The sequence below is a fragment of the Flavobacterium sp. genome (assembly GCF_036515215.1).
In the GTDB taxonomy this organism is placed as follows: Bacteria; Bacteroidota; Bacteroidia; order Flavobacteriales; family Flavobacteriaceae; genus Flavobacterium.
The window spans coordinates 21,350-38,610 of the sequence record NZ_DATBVQ010000108.1 but is presented as its reverse complement, the minus strand read 5'-3'; the positions used below and the strand labels follow the sequence as shown (position 1 = coordinate 38,610).

At 38.3% G+C, this 17,261-nt stretch carries 14 protein-coding genes; 8 read left to right on the top strand and 6 right to left on the bottom strand.

The window, feature by feature from the left end:
- From VIH09_RS07370 to VIH09_RS07355, 4 genes are all read right to left on the bottom strand, one after another.
- A partial coding sequence (locus tag VIH09_RS07370) for a GNAT family N-acetyltransferase (protein ID WP_331579417.1) occupies positions 1–536 on the bottom strand: 536 nt, incomplete at its 3' end.
- A 116-nt stretch (positions 537–652) separates the two neighbouring features.
- Positions 653–1,522, bottom strand: a complete 870-nt coding sequence (locus VIH09_RS07365; protein ID WP_331579415.1) for a nucleoside phosphorylase — start codon at positions 1,520–1,522, stop codon at positions 653–655.
- 82 nt (positions 1,523–1,604) lie between these two features.
- Positions 1,605–1,934 carry a translation initiation factor gene (locus VIH09_RS07360; protein WP_331579413.1) on the bottom strand — a complete coding sequence of 110 codons (330 nt, stop codon included), beginning with the start codon at positions 1,932–1,934 and terminating at the stop codon, positions 1,605–1,607.
- Positions 1,935–2,186: 252 nt separating this feature from the next.
- Entirely contained in the window at positions 2,187–3,137 is a 951-nt protein-coding gene (locus VIH09_RS07355; RefSeq protein ID WP_331579411.1) for an isopenicillin N synthase family dioxygenase, read from the bottom strand.
- Between the two features lie 173 nt (positions 3,138–3,310).
- Here VIH09_RS07355 and VIH09_RS07350 point away from each other — a divergent pair, with 173 nt between their 5' ends.
- Positions 3,311–5,287: a dehydrogenase E1 component subunit alpha/beta gene (locus VIH09_RS07350; RefSeq protein WP_331579409.1), complete on the top strand. Its 1,977-nt coding sequence runs from the start codon at positions 3,311–3,313 to the stop codon at positions 5,285–5,287.
- Between the two features lie 71 nt (positions 5,288–5,358).
- Positions 5,359–7,119: a DUF885 domain-containing protein gene (locus tag VIH09_RS07345; RefSeq protein ID WP_331579407.1), complete on the top strand. Its 1,761-nt coding sequence runs from the start codon at positions 5,359–5,361 to the stop codon at positions 7,117–7,119.
- Between the two features lie 409 nt (positions 7,120–7,528).
- Here the strand turns inward: VIH09_RS07345 and VIH09_RS07340 are convergent, their stop codons facing one another.
- Positions 7,529–8,422 (bottom strand): LysR family transcriptional regulator, encoded by an 894-nt coding sequence (locus VIH09_RS07340; protein WP_331579405.1) that lies wholly within the window; start codon positions 8,420–8,422, stop codon positions 7,529–7,531.
- Between the two features lie 98 nt (positions 8,423–8,520).
- On the opposite strand from VIH09_RS07340, the gene VIH09_RS07335 reads away from it, so the two are divergent.
- A complete protein-coding gene (locus tag VIH09_RS07335) occupies positions 8,521–9,114 on the top strand; it encodes an NAD(P)H-dependent oxidoreductase (RefSeq protein WP_331579403.1) in 594 nt (197 codons plus the stop codon).
- A 90-nt stretch (positions 9,115–9,204) separates the two neighbouring features.
- Here the strand turns inward: VIH09_RS07335 and VIH09_RS07330 are convergent, their stop codons facing one another.
- Positions 9,205–10,749, bottom strand: a complete 1,545-nt coding sequence (locus VIH09_RS07330) for a hypothetical protein (RefSeq protein ID WP_331579401.1) — start codon at positions 10,747–10,749, stop codon at positions 9,205–9,207.
- Positions 10,750–10,903: 154 nt separating this feature from the next.
- Between VIH09_RS07330 and VIH09_RS07325 the strand changes: the two genes are divergently transcribed.
- The 5 genes from VIH09_RS07325 (at position 10,904) to ilvN (ending at position 17,260) form a co-directional block, all read left to right on the top strand.
- Positions 10,904–12,079: a 2-isopropylmalate synthase gene (locus tag VIH09_RS07325; RefSeq protein ID WP_331579399.1), complete on the top strand. Its 1,176-nt coding sequence runs from the start codon at positions 10,904–10,906 to the stop codon at positions 12,077–12,079.
- A gap of 23 nt (positions 12,080–12,102) precedes the next feature.
- A complete protein-coding gene (gene leuB, locus VIH09_RS07320; protein WP_331579397.1) occupies positions 12,103–13,221 on the top strand; it encodes a 3-isopropylmalate dehydrogenase in 1,119 nt (372 codons plus the stop codon).
- Positions 13,222–13,275: 54 nt separating this feature from the next.
- Positions 13,276–14,949, top strand: coding sequence for a dihydroxy-acid dehydratase (gene ilvD / locus VIH09_RS07315; RefSeq protein WP_331579394.1), 1,674 nt, complete (start codon positions 13,276–13,278; stop codon positions 14,947–14,949).
- A 78-nt stretch (positions 14,950–15,027) separates the two neighbouring features.
- Positions 15,028–16,722 carry a biosynthetic-type acetolactate synthase large subunit gene (gene ilvB, locus VIH09_RS07310; RefSeq protein WP_331579392.1) on the top strand — a complete coding sequence of 565 codons (1,695 nt, stop codon included), beginning with the start codon at positions 15,028–15,030 and terminating at the stop codon, positions 16,720–16,722.
- Positions 16,723–16,726: 4 nt separating this feature from the next.
- Positions 16,727–17,260, top strand: a complete 534-nt coding sequence (gene ilvN, locus VIH09_RS07305) for an acetolactate synthase small subunit (RefSeq protein ID WP_331579390.1) — start codon at positions 16,727–16,729, stop codon at positions 17,258–17,260.
- The last annotated feature ends 1 nt before the right edge of the window (position 17,261 follow it).

Sequence of the window (17,261 nt, the reverse complement as noted above, 5' to 3'; positions counted from 1 at the left end):
CATTTTAAGTAGTCTATTTTAGTCAATTCTAACCAAACGCTTGGTATTCCCTGATCATCAAATTCTGAAATTTCTTGGAGCCCTATTTTCTTCAAAATTTTTATGGAACCTTTGTTCTCGATATCTGCGGAGGCACATATTTTTTGGATATTCAATTGGTTAAAGCCATAGTCTAGCCATGCCTTAGCCGCCTCGTAACCATATCCTTTTCCCCAATGGTCCTCGATGAATCTATATCCTATGTCGTAAAAATTGAGATAACCGTTTATCGGTTCCGTAATGAATTTCAGCCCTGCCCAGCCGATAAATTCATTTGTTTCTTTCAAAATCACTGCAAATCGACCAATTCCATTTTGAATGTATTGAATTTGGATGTTTTCGATCTGTTGCACGCTTTCTTCAAGGGATGCAACCGGTTTGTTTCCGAGATACTGATGCACATTTGGATTGCTGTCCAATGCAAACATCGCTTCAGCATCGGAAGGCGTTAGTTTCCTTAAAATTAACCGTTCAGTTTCTATGGTTCCTATTTTCATTTTATTTAATATTTTTTAGTGACCACACTAGCCCCGATAGTAGTGAAAATCCTTTTTATTTTTCTTTAAAATAAAAAGATTGAAACGGATGGCGGGAAATAGCTCCTCAAAAAACATTAGTTTTTAGATAATTTCTCTAGGGTGTATGCAATCAATTGATCCACCGCTTTGTAAGGGTCTTCGCTAAAAGTGCCCGAAGCGCGATTGGCAATTATGGCGTTCAGCGACAGGGCATTATGACCCAAAAGCGCCGATAGACCGTAAATGGCGGCCGTTTCCATCTCCAAATTGGTGATTCGGTTCTCTTCGAATTGGAAATTATCCATTTTGGTGTTCAAGTTCTCATCCTGAATGTTCAATCGCAAGACCCGACCCTGCGGACCGTAAAAACCTCCAGCGGTTGCCGTGATTCCCTTGTGCATTTTGTCGCTTTCTATGATTTTTTCCAGTTTTTCCGAACAGGGAATCAGGTATGGTTTTCCTTTGCGCAAATCCCAGTTGGTGTGTTGCACGAAAGCATCTTCCATTTCAACATTCGAAACTTCATCAATTAAGTAGGAGCGGAGCATGTTGTCGAGCCCCAGGCCAAACTTGGACATGACGAAACTGTCCACAGGAATATCAGCATGCAGGGAGCCTGAAGTCCCTATTCTGATAATGTTTAATGACGTAAGCTTCTCTTTCGGCTTACGGGTTTCCAAGTCGATATTGACCAATGCGTCCAACTCGTTAATCACAATGTCAATGTTGTCGGGACCTATCCCTGTTGACATCACAGTGATTCTTTTGCCTTTGAAAATCCCGGTTTGGGTTTTGAATTCTCTCTTTTGGGTAGAATATTCAATGCTGTCAAAGAATTGGGTTATTTTTTCTACGCGGTTTTGATCACCCACAAAAATGATATCGCGTGCAATATGTTCCGGTTTTAGATTTAAGTGATAGACGCTCCCGTCTGGATTTAATATTAATTCTGATTGTTTTATCATTATTTTTAATTGATAGTTATTAATTGATAATTGACAATTGAAAAAATAATTATTAATTATGGATTTTCAATTATCAATTGGTTTAACCTCCCACGCGTTTCACTTTGAAGCCCTTAACTTTAAGTATCTCCATGATTTTGTCGCGATAGTCGCCTTGAATGATGATAGAATCATCCTTAAAAGTGCCACCGACGCTCAGTTTTGTTTTTATTTCTTTGGCTAGAATCTTAAAATCCTCGTCCGTGCCCTCATAGCCTTCGATTATTGTTGTAGCCTTACCTTTTCTTTTTTCGAATTTACAAATCATAGGCTCTTTTTGAACGTATAATTCATGGGCAACTTCCTCAGGCGTTTCTTCAGGAGCGGGTTCGTAATCCGGGAAAAGGTTTTTTAGTTGGTCTTGTAAATCCATTTTGTTTTAAATCTTTTAATTGCTTTTTACCACATAGAATCATAGGTATTCCTAACATTGTTAAAGCGTTTCACTTTTTTAAAGTAAAATAAGTTATGTGAAACCAAGAATAGATCTCCATCTTTCTCCCTTTTCTCTGTTTCTATGTGGTGAAAAATTATATTTTTTGTAATAAGATATTTATTTTCTATAAAAAGAAAAAAGACATTAAGTAAACTCAATGTCTTTTATTACTAGAAGTAAAATTAGGGATTATTTTTTGATTAATCCTAAATCTACCAATCGTTCGTATAGGTAATCGCCGGCAGTGATGTCCTCAAATTGTTTTGGGTTTTCCGCATCAATACAGTTTTCCAGACAATTCAATGGCATATCACTAACGGGATGCATAAAAAACGGCACTGAATAACGCGAAGTTCCCCATAATTCTCTTGGTGGATTTACCACTTGGTGAATCGTAGATTTCAATTTGTTATTCGTGTGACGAGATAGCATATCTCCGACATTGATAACCAATTCATCCGGTTCGGCGATGGCATCAATCCAATCACCGTTGTGGTTTTGAACTTGAAGTCCTTTTCCTTGTGCTCCCATTAATAGGGTAATCAAGTTGATGTCGCCATGGGCTGCAGCGCGAATCGCGTTTGCAGGTTCTGATGTAATGGGTGGGTAATGAATGGGTCTCAAAATTGAATTTCCGTCTTTGGCATAATTGTCAAAATAGAATTCGTCTAATCCCAAACGTAACGCTAAAGCTCTCAACACATAAACACCTGTTTTTTCAAGCATTTGATACGCCTCTTTACCTACGGCATTAAAGCGTGGTAATTCTTTCACTTCAACATTTTCAGGATACTCTGAAGCATATTTTGAATTTTCGCTCACATACTGACCGAAATGCCAAAACTCTTTCAAATCCCCTTCTTTTCTTCCTTTGGCATGTTCTGTTCCAAAAGAAACGTAACCACGCTGACCTCCAATACCTGGAATCTCATAGCTGTGTTTTGTTTCTAGGGGCAAAGCGAAAAAATTTCTTATTTCACTGTACAGTTCGTTTACCAATTTGTCATCTAAAAAATGACCTTTTAATGCTACGAAGCCAATATCTTCAAATGCACTTCCGATTTCATTTACAAATTTTTGTTTACGTTTCGGGTCGTCCGAAAGGAAATCACGCAAGTCAACACTAGGAATGTTTTGCATATTATACATATTATTTAATAACTTAGAAGGCTTTAAGAGCCTTGCAAACACAAAGGTATTGAATATTTTTATAATAGAATTTTAAAAGTTATAAACAAGATAAAAAAATATAACAATTTTAAGCAAAACTGTTATATTTTTTTATCTTTGAATCGCGAAATAAAGCCCAAAAAATGAACTTTGACAGAAAAAACCTTACTGACGACACCTTATTAGATTTATATAAAAGAATCCTTAAGCCTAGGCTAATAGAGGAGAAAATGCTGATCCTTATTCGTCAAGGAAAAGTATCCAAATGGTTTTCAGGAATCGGCCAAGAAGCTATTTCGGTAGGTGTCACGGCCGTATTGGACAAGGATGAATACATCTTGCCGATGCATAGAAACCTTGGTGTTTTTACAGGAAGGGACATTCCATTATACCGATTATTCTCCCAATGGCAAGGAAAAGCCAACGGTTTCACCAAAGGTCGTGACAGGAGTTTCCACTTCGGAACCCAACAGTACAAAATTATCGGGATGATTTCGCATTTGGGTCCCCAATTGGGTGTGGCAGACGGAATCGCATTAGCGAACAAACTGAAGAAAAACGGAAAAGTAACCGCCGTATTCACTGGAGAGGGTGCTACTTCTGAGGGAGATTTTCATGAAGCGCTGAATATTGCTTCAGTATGGGAATTGCCCGTTATGTTTGTTATAGAGAATAATGGCTACGGACTTTCGACTCCTACAAATGAGCAATACCGTTGTGAAAACCTAGCAGATAAAGGAAAAGGATATGGAATGGAAAGTCATATCGTTGACGGTAATAATATTCTTGAGGTCTATAATCTATTGTCCGAATTGAAGGCTTCGATGATTGAAAGACCACGTCCCGTTTTATTGGAATTTAAAACATTCAGGATGCGAGGACATGAAGAGGCGAGTGGCACCAAATACGTTCCACAAGAGTTAATGGACCAGTGGGCGATAAAAGACCCTGTTGAAAATTACAGAAAATATTTAAAAGACAATGGAGTGTTAACTGAGGTGTTCGATAATTCTTTACGAGCTGAAATCAAGAAGGATATTGATGATAGTTTGGCTTTGGCCAATGCAGAGCCGGAAATAGAAGCGTCTTTGAGTGAAGAGTTAGATGACGTTTACAAACTCTTTGCATATGAGCAAATTAATCATTCAGATAAAAAGGAAAAAATACGTTTCATCGATGCGATTTCAAGTAGTCTGCGGGAATCGATGGAGCGCCATAACAACTTGGTTATTATGGGACAAGACATTGCCGAATATGGAGGTGCTTTTAAAATCACCGACGGCTTTGTCGCACAATTCGGAAAAGAACGGGTTATCAATACGCCGATTTGTGAGAGTGCCGTAGTCTCGGCGGGAATGGGATTGTCGATCAACGGATACAAGGCAATTGTGGAAATGCAGTTTGCCGATTTTGTTTCGACCGGTTTTAACCCCATCGTGAATTTATTGGCAAAATCACATTACCGCTGGCTGGAAAAAGCCGATGTGGTGGTACGAATGCCTTGCGGTGGAGGAACCCAAGCTGGACCATTTCATTCTCAGACAAATGAGGCTTGGTTTACCAAAACGCCAGGATTGAAAGTCGTTTATCCGGCTTTTCCGTATGATGCAAAAGGTTTGTTGAATGCATCAATCAACGATCCTAATCCGGTAATGTTTTTCGAGCACAAACAATTGTACAGAAGTGTGTATCAAGAAGTGCCGAAAGACTATTATACCTTGCCTTTAGGAAAAGCGGCTTTTTTGAAAGAAGGGAATGAGGTAACCATCATATCTTTTGGCGCCGCAGTACATTGGGCCTTGGAGACTTTGGAAAAAAATCCTGAGATTTCAGCTGACTTATTGGATTTAAGAACCCTACAGCCGTTAGACACAGAAGCCATTTTTACTTCCGTTAAAAAAACGGGAAGGGTCATTATATATCAAGAAGATTCCCTGTTTGGTGGTATAGCCAGCGATATTTCTGCAATGATTATGGAGGAATGTTTTAAATATTTGGACGCTCCGGTAAAACGTGTAGCCAGTTTAGACACGCCAATTCCTTTTACTAAGGCACTGGAAGATCAGTATTTGCCGAAAGGCCGATTCGAAAAAGACTTGCTGGCGCTTTTAGCCTATTAATAACTAAAAATAAAAAATGCCGTTCACTGAACGGCATTTTTTATATCTTTATTTTTCTGAACAACCTACACATGAAAAAAATAATTGTTTCGATTCTGTTTACCATTTTACTGTTTTCTTGTAATAAAAAAGCAGAAACGATTGACCCCAAAACGCTGAATGAAAAATTTGAGAACTACAAGGAAGGATTTGTAATTGAGCTTTGGAAATTGTATCCAGACTGGGCTGCCAGTCAAGGATACCACAAATTAGACAGTGTACTGGTCGTTTCAGATTCCATCGGTATAAAAAAGCAGCTCGATTTTTCCCATGCGCAATTAGATTCATTGCAGCGCTATTCGACCGAGGATCTTTCGGATAATAACACGATCGATTATCATATTATCAAAAATCAGTTACAGAGTTCCATTTTTAGAATAGACAAGTTAAAATCATACCAATGGAATCCTTCGGAATATAATGTTTGCGGGGCTTTTGCTGAGATATTAAACGGAAAATATGATTCCTTGGATGTACGTTTGCATAATTTCCATTTAAAAATGAATGCAATTCCAGCCTATTATGAGGCTGCAAAAAGCAACATTAAGAATCCCACCTTAGAACATACTGCCCTTGCAATTGCACAAAATTTGGGCGGACTATCGGTTTTTAAAAGAGATCTGCCTAAGGCCTTAGACAGAAGTAAATTGCCTGAATCTGAGAAAAAGGCAATAAGAGATAAAGCAAAAGTGGCTGTAAATGCAATAACCGCTTATGCTGATTGGTTAAAGGCATTGGACAATGAGACACCTCGTTCCTTTAGATTGGGAAAAGCTTTGTATGAAGAGAAATTCGACTTGGACATTCAATCGAGTTATGAGGCGGATACCGTATTTAAAAAGGCGGTTGATCATAAAAAAGAACTGCATAAAAAAATGTTTGTTTTGGCAGATAAATTATGGCCAAAATACATGAAATCCAAGCCCAAACCCACGGACAGCTTATTAGCCATTAAAATGGTTATCGATAAGATCTCACTGCAGCACACTACGCCAGAAAAATTTCAATCAGCTATAGAAAAGCAGCTTCCTGAACTGGTTGAATTTGTTAAAGAAAAGGATTTGCTCTATATTGATCCATCAAAGCCTTTGGTGGTTCGCCGGGAGCCGGATTACATGGCTGGAGTCGCCGGGGCTTCCATTTCGGCACCCGGACCCTACGATAAAAATGCAAATACCTACTATAATGTTGGCAGTATGTCCGGTTGGAGTGCAAAAAAATCGGAAAGTTATTTAAGGGAATACAATGATTATATTTTGCAAATACTTAACATTCATGAAGCCATTCCCGGGCATTATACGCAATTGGTTTATAGCAATCAATCGCCAAGCATTATTAAAGCCATTCTTGGAAACGGAGCGATGATTGAGGGCTGGGCTGTTTATTCGGAACTGATGATGTTGGAAAATGGATACAAAAACTCAGATGAAATGTGGTTAATGTATTATAAATGGAATTTGAGATCAACCTGCAACACCATTTTGGATTATAGCGTTCATGTCAAAAATATGAGTCAAGAGGAAGCGATTAAATTACTTGTGACAGAAGCTTTTCAGCAACAAGCGGAAGCGGAAGCGAAGTGGAATCGAGTAAGTTTGACCCAAGTTCAATTGTGTTCCTATTTTGCCGGTTATATAGAAATTTATGATCTTAGAGAAATGTTGAAAAAAGAACAGGGAGCCAATTTTAATCTGAAGCAATTCCATGAGAAATTCTTAAGCTACGGTAGTGCCCCAGTAAAATATATTAAAGAATTGATGCACAAAGAGATCAAAAAACAATCCGATTTGTGATTTGGGGTGATTATCAGGACTCTAAAACATGCCCAATAGCCAATATAGGATGATGAATAAAATTATCGTCCCAAAGCAACCACAGCCCATTTTTTTTGCGCCGTAACCTGCGATTATTGTCTTGAAAAAACTGTTCATACCTTTTTAGTTTTAATATTTTCATAAAAATAAATAATTTATTGCATACAAATAACAAGAACAGTTAATCTTGAAACAAAATGCGATAATGTTGAAAGCATTTGATTAAAGGAATTAACTCAAATGCACTTTTTATAAGCCTTTAATAAAGTCTAAAACTGTGTTCTTTAGTGAATTTTACTTATCCAAAAAAGAACAAACACTAATTTCGCGAATTAGCACAAATTAATTCGTGTTAAGTACTGCATTTTCGGCATTGGGTGTTTTTGGTTTAGTTTAATTCCATGAAAATTTGTTTTATCTTCTTGATTTCATCTTCATACATAGTTTTCTTTCTGGTGGCGAAATAGAGAATGTTTGTTAGCGGGCTTTTGCCTTCCCAAATGAGTTTCACTGAACCGCTTTCAATTTCTTTTCTGCATAAGAAATCAGGGACAACGGCTAATCCTTTACCACTGCTTAAACAGCGCACAATGGAGTTTAGATTTGGAACGATATAATTGGGTCTGAAATCGGGGTACTTGTTGAAATTTAATTGCCAAAAGCGACGTAAATGCTCCATATCGCCCGTCGTTCCATACCATTTTTCCTGCTTTAACCATCGTTCCAATTCTTGGAGAGTTCCGTTTTTTTCGATGCGATTAAATTCAACAATGTCGATTTCATTCCCCCCGACAAGCACAATAGTTTCTGATGAAAATTCTTGGTATTCGATAGCGTTTTTAACAACCATTTGGGGTGTAATAATCAAATCTAGGATTCCTTTTTCCAGATTTTCTACCATTTCAGGGTATTCTCCGAATTGAATGATGACATTAAATGCTAAGGTCGAGATATACTGTTCCAGAGTGATTTGAAATGTTTCGAAACACATGCCGATACTGATTGTCGGCGTATTTTTCTCGGTGCTTCTTTGAAAGTTTTTCTCCGCCTCTTCCAGTTTTGATAAGGCCTCAGTTATAAAATTATAAAGTACTTTCCCTTTTTCGGTGGGTATCATTTTTCTTCCCGTTCTGTCAAACAATTTGTAGCCGACATAATTTTCGAGTGCGCTTAAATGTAAACTGACGCCAGGTTGCGAAATGAACAAAAGTGCCGCGGCCTTTGTCAATGTTCCTGCCTTGTAGACTGCTTTAAAAGTGCGATACCATTCTAGATTCACCATAGCTATTATATTTCTGATACAAAGGTATTAAATATGCTATTTTAATAATAGTGTTCTAGGTTTTACCTTTGCAGCATAATAATTAAAAGAAAACAGTTATGACAAAAATATTTATAATTAATGGAGGACAAAAGTTTGGCCATTCGGGTGGCCGATTTAACGAAACCATTGCGAGTGAAACCTTGAATTTCTTCGAAAAAAATCCCGGTTTCGAAGTGAAAACCACCAATATTAACGAAGAATATCATCCGGCGGAAGAAGTGAACAATTTTGTTTGGGCAGATGTTATTATATATCACACCCCAATCTGGTGGTTTCAGTTGCCCCACGGCTTCAAGAAATACATTGATGTCGTTTTTACGGAAGGCCATGCCAAGGGAATTTACAAAAGCGATGGACGATCTTCAGAAAACCCGACGGTCAACTACGGCACTGGAGGGATGATGCAGGGGACCAAATACATGATCACTTCATCTTGGAATGCGCCCCAAGAGGCATTTACTTTGCCAGGAGAGTTTTTTAATCAACGTAGCGTTGATGACGGCGTGTTGTTCGGTTTTCATAAAATGAACGCTTTCACGGGAATGAAACCGTTAAAAAGTATCCATTTTCACGACGTTGAAAAAAATGCCGATATTCAAAAAGACCTTGGTCTGTACCAAAAGCATTTAACGGAACTATTTTTAAATTAAGTTTTAAAATGCGTTTGGCTCGATCCAACTAATTCAAAAAGCTCTTTCCGGTATTGCCGGAAGGAGCTTTTTTTAATGGAAATTTTCATGTTATCTGTTGATCAATTTGGCTTTCTCCCTCATGATATCGCTGATTCTTCGGTTTTCGATCTTGCTTTCGAGCCAGGAAATAATGTCCAGATAAAGGAAAGCCCTTTTCTCGTAGGTATTTTTTTCCAACTCGATAAAGCGTTCCCTCATTTTTATAAATTCCTTTTTAATGTCACCCGGATATAAAGTGTTCAGGTTTTTCAAAAACCGAATGATTTCTTTCTGAACCTCATGCAAATCATTCATTTTCAACAAAAATTTATAGGTGCTTTTCAGTTGTGACTCCAAATTAAAATCCTTACCCATTTCGTAATGTACGATTAAATAGAGAAGACGCGCAAAGCACATCAAATCCTCACGCATAATCAGATTTTTGTTGTTGATTATTTTTTCCAAATAATGGATAGATTCGGCGTACTTCTCGGTCCCAAAGTAAATGCAGGCAATTTTATAGTAAAACATCATTTCGTGATGCTCGTCAAGATGTTCGTTGTGTAGTTTTATTTTCCCTAAAATCTCCGGAATCAAGTATTCACTTTCGTCAAAAGATCCCTCCAGAATGTGATAGTTTAATTTATTATTGTACAAATAAAGGAAAGACAATGACGCAATGTTGTCGTTTACAGGAAAGCGTGAGTCTCCAATCGTTTCCTCAAGGAGTAAAAGGTATTTCTTGAATTTTGATTTGTATTTTAACATAAACAATGATTCCAACAAATAGTGATTCCCTTTAATGAAAAAAACCGGGTTTAGATAAATCATATTTGGATTGTCATAAAAAAGGGTTACCCATTTATAGGCGTATTTATAACTGCCCAAGAAATCCTGCACCAGAAAACTGCGCCAAAGGTTAGCATTGTAAAACCAATATTTTTCTCGGAAACCAAACTTATTCTTGTCTAATTTCGAAATGTGTTTGTTGAAATAGTCGTCTATGTATTTATATTCCTCGTCGCTTTTCACATAGCCCGTTTTGAGCATAATACCGTACAACTGCAAAGACAGGTTGGACAATTTGCTCGAAATGGTGTTCCGGTAATTCAATTCCTTGGCTTGGATGACCAATTCGTCGGCGCGTCCTTGAATACTTCTGGTGATGTATTGTGATTCGATTAGTTTCTCGAATTCGACGATTTCAAAAGCCATGTACTTTTCGTCGTTTTCTAGCGCCAGTATCTTGGTCTTGTCTAATATTTTCAGGCTCTGCTTGTATAGGCCTTTGTTGTACAAAATAGTTGCAAAATCAATTTGCTCCCTTAACTGATAACGAATGTTTTGGCTTGGAATATTCAAACGGATGCTCACCAGAATTTGTTTGTACAAATAGGACTTTAAGTTAGACAATTGCACCTTTTTGATGATGCCGCTTTTCAAAATAAGTTTCTCATCATAGACTTCTGACTTGTCTAAAATGTTGAATAATTCGATGAATTTTGTATTTGAACTGGTCTCAAGTCGACTCGCAAAAATCTTGAACTGCCTTTTTTCGGATTTTGACAGGGATTTAATTAATACAAATAAGAAATCTTTTTGATGGTTAGCCATTGTAGAATATGGTAGCTTAATTTGTTGTAAATAAGGTGATTGCAAAGTTTTTAATTGCTTTATAAGCAGTATATTTCATTAAATTGAGTTTTATTTTAAAGTAATGAAATATAATTTTGTTATCGAGATGTGAAATTACATTAAATAAATGAAAATGAATAGAGAGAAAGTTCAAATTTTTGATACCACTTTAAGAGATGGAGAGCAGGTCCCTGGATGTAAATTAGATACCAAACAGAAACTTGTTATAGCAAATCGATTGGATGAAATGGGGGTTGACATTATTGAAGCTGGCTTTCCCGTTTCAAGCCCGGGAGATTTTTTATCCGTATCTGAAATCAGCAAGGTGGTAAAAAATGCCACAGTTTGTGGCTTGACGAGAGCTGTGAAAAATGATATTGATGTTGCCGCAGCGGCTCTGAAACATGCTAAAAAGCCTCGTATTCATACAGGAATAGGAACTTCAAATTCACACATCGTCTATAAACTGAATACTACGCCCGAAGATATAATCGCAAGGACGAAATTTGCGGTTTCATATGCAAAATCTTTCGTTGAAGACGTAGAGTTTTACGCCGAAGATGCCGGTAGAACCGAAAACGATTTTCTTGCAAGAGTTTGCGAGGAAGCCATAAAAGCAGGAGCCACTGTTCTGAATATTCCTGATACAACCGGATATTGCCTGCCTGAGGAATATGGCGCAAAAATTAAATATCTAAGGGAAAACGTAAAGGGAATTGAAAAGGTGATCCTTTCTTGCCATTGTCACAATGACTTGGGAATGGCAACTGCCAATTCCATTTCAGGTGCCGTGAACGGAGCGAGACAAATAGAATGTACAATAAACGGGATAGGGGAGAGAGCAGGAAACACAGCACTCGAAGAAGTGGTGATGATCTTTAAGCAACATCCTTACCTAAATTTATATACTGATATTGACACGAAGCAACTAAACGAAATGAGTCGATTGGTTTCTGAAAGTATGGGAATGATCGTCCAACCCAATAAAGCCATTGTGGGTGCAAACGCTTTTGCCCATAGTTCAGGGATTCATCAGGATGGTGTAATAAAAAACAGAGCCACATATGAAATCATGGATCCTCTTGATGTGGGTGTCAATGAATCTTCGATAGTCCTTACGGCAAGAAGCGGTAGAGCCGCATTGGCATATAGAGCAAAAAAAGTGGGTTATGAACTTACAAAAGTGCAATTGGATATTGTCTATGTTGAGTTTTTAAAATTTGCGGATATTAAAAAAGAAGTTTTGGATGATGACATTCATCAAATAATTGAAGCTTGTAAAATAGAAAGTGATTTAGTCAGAAATTAGTAGCCCTTTATACAAAATTAGCCATGAATTTAAAAATAGCAGTACTATCAGGGGACGGAATAGGCCCGGAAGTAATTTTACAGGCAAAGAAGGCATTATATGCTATCGGGGTCGTTTATGACCATGAATTTATATTTGAGGATGCACTTATTGGTGCCGTGGCAATTGATAAAACGGGGACTCCACTTCCGGAGCAAACCCTTAACCTTTGTCTAAATACTGATGCTGTTTTGTTTGGGGCTATCGGCGATCCCAAATACGATAACAATCCGGACGCAAAAGTGCGTCCTGAGCAAGGGCTTTTAAGATTGAGACAAGAGTTGGGTTTGTTTGCGAACATCAGACCGATAAAACCTTATAAAACACTTTTGGATTCCTCTCCTTTGAAAAGGGAAATCATCGAAGGTGCCGATTTTATTATTTTCAGGGAACTTACCGGTGGCGCCTATTTTGGCGAGAAAAAATTGAATGAGTCCGGAACGATAGCTTCTGATTTATTGGAATATTCGGAAGAGGAAATAACGAGAATTGCTCATCTGGCCTTTAAATCGGCGCAGAATAGGAAGAATAAAGTCACGGTGGTCGATAAAGCCAATGTTCTTGAAACATCCCGTTTGTGGAGAAAGGTGGTCAAAAAGGTCAGCGAAAACTACCCTGATGTAGCTTTGGATTTCCTGTTTGTGGATAACGCCGCAATGCAAATCATAGTAAACCCAAGACAATTTGATGTCATTTTGACCGAGAATCTATTTGGAGATATCCTATCGGATGAAGCCAGTGTGATTACGGGCTCCATTGGCTTATCGGCATCAGCCTCCTTTGGGACATCAAATGCACTTTTTGAACCTATACACGGGTCTTACCCTACCGCAAAAGGCAAGAATATTGCAAATCCCATAGCATGCATCTTATCGGCAGCAATGTTATTGGAACATTTTGGTCTTCATGAAGAAGCCAAAAAAATGCATGAAGCGGTTGAAAAATCAATTGAATATAATGTGGTGACGATGGATTTGAATCCGGGTACCGGTTTTGGAACTAATGAAGTCGGTGAGTTTATCTCAAATTATATATTAAACAAGGATGATTTGTTATATTTTAATGACGTCAATGTCCATATAGGCCAATCGACTATTTTTTAAATGCCCGACTTACAATTTCTAAGTTTTCACGGAACACAAACAATAAATTATTAGATGGAATTAAATAAATATAGTAAGACCATAACACAAGACGAAACCCAACCTGCAGCTCAAGCGATGTTGTATGGAATTGGTTTGACAGAACAAGATTTAAAGAAGGCACAAGTAGGAATTGTTAGCATGGGTTACGAAGGGAATACCTGTAACATGCATTTAAATGATTTGGCTAAAGATGTCAAAGCAGGTGTTTGGAAAGAAGACCTAGTTGGTTTAATTTTTAATACAATAGGAGTTAGTGATGGTATTTCAAATGGTACTGACGGTATGCGTTTTTCACTAGTTTCTAGAGACGTAATTGCAGACTCTATCGAAACTGTAATGGGTGCGCAGTGGTACGATGGTTTAATCGCTATTCCGGGTTGCGATAAAAATATGCCAGGTTCTGTAATTGCTATGGGGAGAGTGAATCGCCCTTCGATCATGGTATATGGTGGATCAATCCATTCCGGGAAATGGAAAGGGGAATCATTAAATATCGTGTCTGCATTTGAAGCATTAGGAAAAAAATTCAACAATACGATCGCCGCTGAAGATTTCAAAGGGGTAATTCAAAACGCTTGCCCCGGCGCGGGAGCTTGTGGCGGAATGTATACCGCGAATACCATGTCTTCGGCCATTGAAGCTTTAGGAATGAGCTTGCCTTATAGTTCGTCTAATCCTGCATTAAGTGAAGAGAAAAAACAAGAATGTATTGATGCCGGAAAAGCAATCAGAATCTTGCTGGAAAAAGATATAAAGCCTAGGGATATCATGACGCGTAAAGCATTTGAAAATGCTATTACGATGGTGGCCGTTTTAGGTGGTTCGACAAATGCAGTTATGCACTTAATCGCTATGGCACATTCAGTTGATATAGAAATCACGCTTAAAGATTTCCAAGATATAAGTGACAAAACACCCTTGCTTGCCGATTTGAAACCAAGCGGTAAATACTTGATGGAAGACCTGCATGAAGCCGGAGGTGTTCCTGCGGTAATGAAATATTTATTAAAAGAGGGGTTGTTACATGGAGATTGTTTAACCGTTACAGGAAAAACATTGGCTGAAAATTTAGCTATGGTGCCAGATTTAAACGACGGTCAGGAAGTGATACACGAAATCCAAAAAGCTTTAAAAGCGACCGGAAACATTCAGATTTTATACGGAAACCTTGCCGAGGAAGGTTGTGTTGCAAAAATCAGCGGAAATGAAGGGGAGTATTTTGAGGGAGACGCTATCGTTTATGAAAATGAACATGATGTTATAACCGGAGTTCGAAGCGGCGAAGTCAAACCTGGCAATGTAGTCGTCATTAGGTACTGTGGACCTAAAGGTGGGCCGGGAATGCCTGAGATGCTTAAACCTACTTCGGCCATTATGGGTGCCGGACTTGGAAAAAGCGTAGCGTTAATTACAGACGGTAGATTTTCCGGTGGTTCACATGGGTTTGTTGTGGGACATGTAACACCCGAAGCCTTTGAAGGAGGAGGTATAGCACTCGTCAAGAACGGTGATATTATCACAATCGATGCAGTCAAGAACACGATTAATCTGAAAATATCGGATGAAGAGTATGCAGCTCGAAAAGCAAATTGGGTTCAACCTGATTTAAAAGTGAATAAGGGAGTATTACTGAAATACATCAGGTCGGTTTCGAGTGCATCCACAGGATGCGTAACTGATAAATAATTTACAAGATAAAAAGGAGGAATATTTAAAGGGATTTTACTTCCCATTTTGCTCTTTTAAAACAATATATAAACACCAATGAAAACAAATAAAATATCTGGTGCAGAAGCCGTTATTAGATGCTTACTGGAAGAGGGCGTAGATTTGGTTTATGGTTACCCTGGCGGGGCCATAATGCCTGTTTATGACGAATTATATAAATTTAAAGATCAATTGCATCATGTTTTGGTCCGCCACGAACAAGGTGCGACACATGCCGCGCAAGGATTTGCAAGAGCGACAGGGAAAGTTGGAGTTGCGATCGCCACTTCGGGACCCGGGGCAACTAACTTGGTCACAGGTATTGCCGATGCTCAAATCGATTCAACGCCTATGGTTTGTATCACTGGACAGGTTGGAAAACATTTGTTGGGTTCTGATGCATTTCAAGAAACGGACATTATTGGGATTTCGACTCCGGTAACCAAGTGGAACTACCAGATTACGGAAGCTTCCGAGATTCCGGAAATCATGGCAAAGGCATTTTACATTGCAAGATCGGGTCGTCCGGGTCCTGTTTTAGTGGATATCACTAAAAACGCCCAATTTGACGAACTGGAGTTTAGCTATAAAAAATGTACGGGAATCAGAAGCTATATTCCAAAACCGTCGCTAAATCTTGACAGGGTCAAGGAAGCCGCAGAATTAATCAATAGTGCAAAAAAACCCTTTATCGTATTTGGCCAAGGAATCATTTTAGGTCAAGCGGAAGCCGAATTAAAAGCATTCGTTGAAAAATCAGGAATTCCGGCCGCTTGGACTATTTTGGGACTTTCGGCATTGCCGACAGATCACGAATTAAACGTAGGGATGTTAGGGATGCACGGGAATTACGCACCAAATGTTCTGACCAATGAATGCGACGTCTTAATTGCGCTGGGAATGCGTTTTGATGACCGTGTGACGGGCAATTTGGCCACTTACGCCAAGCAAGCCAAGGTCATTCACTTTGAAATCGATCCGGCCGAAATAGACAAAAACGTAAAAACAACCGTAGCCGTTTTAGCCGATGTAAAAGAATCCATATCCGCTTTGCTTCCGCTAATCGAAAGTAAAAAGCACGAATCTTGGCACAACGAATTCAAAGAACTGTATAAAATTGAATTGGAAGCTGTTATCAATGATGAGTTGAAACCCAAGAAAGAAGGAATTTCTATGGGAGAAACGATTGAAATGATCAACAAACATTCGAAAGGTGATGCAATTATGGTTTCGGATGTTGGCCAACACCAGATGTTCACTTGCCGCTACGCCAAATTTAATTCCACCAAAAGTAACGTTACTTCCGGAGGTCTGGGAACGATGGGATTCGCGCTTCCAGCTGCGATAGGGGCTAAGATGGGAATGCCCGATAGAGAAGTGGTAGCTATTATTGGTGACGGGGGATTTCAAATGACAATTCAAGAGCTGGGCACCATTTTTCAAACCAAAGTTCCGGTAAAAATTGTGGTCCTGAACAATGAGTTCTTGGGAATGGTGCGCCAATGGCAACAATTGTTTTTTGACAAAAGATATGCATCGACGGAGATGATCAATCCGAATTTTATTGCCATTGCGGAAGGCTATTATATTAAAGCCAAAAAAGTAACAAAAAGGGAAGATTTAGATGCCGCCGTCGCAGAAATGATGGCTTCAAAAGAATCTTATTTTCTTGAAGTTATGGTAGAAAAAGAAAACAATGTATTCCCAATGATTCCAACAGGAGCTTCAGTTTCTGATATCAGATTAAGTTAATATTATGGAAAATCAAACATTCACCATTTCTGTTTATTCAGAAAATAACGTTGGCCTACTAAACAGAATATCCGGCATATTCTTAAAGCGTCACATCAACATACTCAGTTTAAATGTTTCAGAATCAGAAATAGAAAATGTTTCCAGATTCGTTATTGTGGTGCATACCACTGAAAAATGGGTACATAATATTGTAGGTCAGATCGAGAAGCAAATCGAAGTGATAAAAGCTTTTTATCATATCGACGATGAGACCATTTTCTTGGAAAATGCTTTATTTAAAATAGAGTCAGGTTTGCTCTTTGACGAAAAGCAAATCCAAAATATAATAAAGGAAAGCAACTCAGAAATAGTGACCGTTTCCAGAGACTTTTTTGTGATTTCCAAGTCGGGAAGACGTTCGGAAATTGAAGAGTTATATAAAAATTTAAAACCTTTCGGAATCATGCAGTTTGTGCGTTCCGGAAGAATATCCGTTTCAAAAGAAAAAATGGAAATCTCAGCATTATTAGAAGAATTAAAAAATAAACAAATATAAC

Bases quoted from the DNA above. Each gene is read 5' to 3' on its own strand.
- VIH09_RS07350 (WP_331579409.1), top strand. From the start codon at position 3,311: ATGAACTTTGACAGAAAAAACCTTACTGACGACACCTTATTAGATTTA.
- VIH09_RS07365 (WP_331579415.1), bottom strand. From the start codon at position 1,522: ATGATAAAACAATCAGAATTAATATTAAATCCAGACGGGAGCGTCTAT.
- VIH09_RS07360 (WP_331579413.1), bottom strand. From the start codon at position 1,934: ATGGATTTACAAGACCAACTAAAAAACCTTTTCCCGGATTACGAACCC.
- VIH09_RS07340 (WP_331579405.1), bottom strand. From the start codon at position 8,422: ATGGTGAATCTAGAATGGTATCGCACTTTTAAAGCAGTCTACAAGGCA.
- ilvB (WP_331579392.1), top strand. From the start codon at position 15,028: ATGAAAACAAATAAAATATCTGGTGCAGAAGCCGTTATTAGATGCTTA.
- VIH09_RS07355 (WP_331579411.1), bottom strand. From the start codon at position 3,137: ATGCAAAACATTCCTAGTGTTGACTTGCGTGATTTCCTTTCGGACGAC.
- ilvN (WP_331579390.1), top strand. From the start codon at position 16,727: ATGGAAAATCAAACATTCACCATTTCTGTTTATTCAGAAAATAACGTT.
- VIH09_RS07330 (WP_331579401.1), bottom strand. From the start codon at position 10,749: ATGGCTAACCATCAAAAAGATTTCTTATTTGTATTAATTAAATCCCTG.
- ilvD (WP_331579394.1), top strand. From the start codon at position 13,276: ATGGAATTAAATAAATATAGTAAGACCATAACACAAGACGAAACCCAA.
- VIH09_RS07345 (WP_331579407.1), top strand. From the start codon at position 5,359: ATGAAAAAAATAATTGTTTCGATTCTGTTTACCATTTTACTGTTTTCT.
- VIH09_RS07335 (WP_331579403.1), top strand. From the start codon at position 8,521: ATGACAAAAATATTTATAATTAATGGAGGACAAAAGTTTGGCCATTCG.
- VIH09_RS07325 (WP_331579399.1), top strand. From the start codon at position 10,904: ATGAATAGAGAGAAAGTTCAAATTTTTGATACCACTTTAAGAGATGGA.
- leuB (WP_331579397.1), top strand. From the start codon at position 12,103: ATGAATTTAAAAATAGCAGTACTATCAGGGGACGGAATAGGCCCGGAA.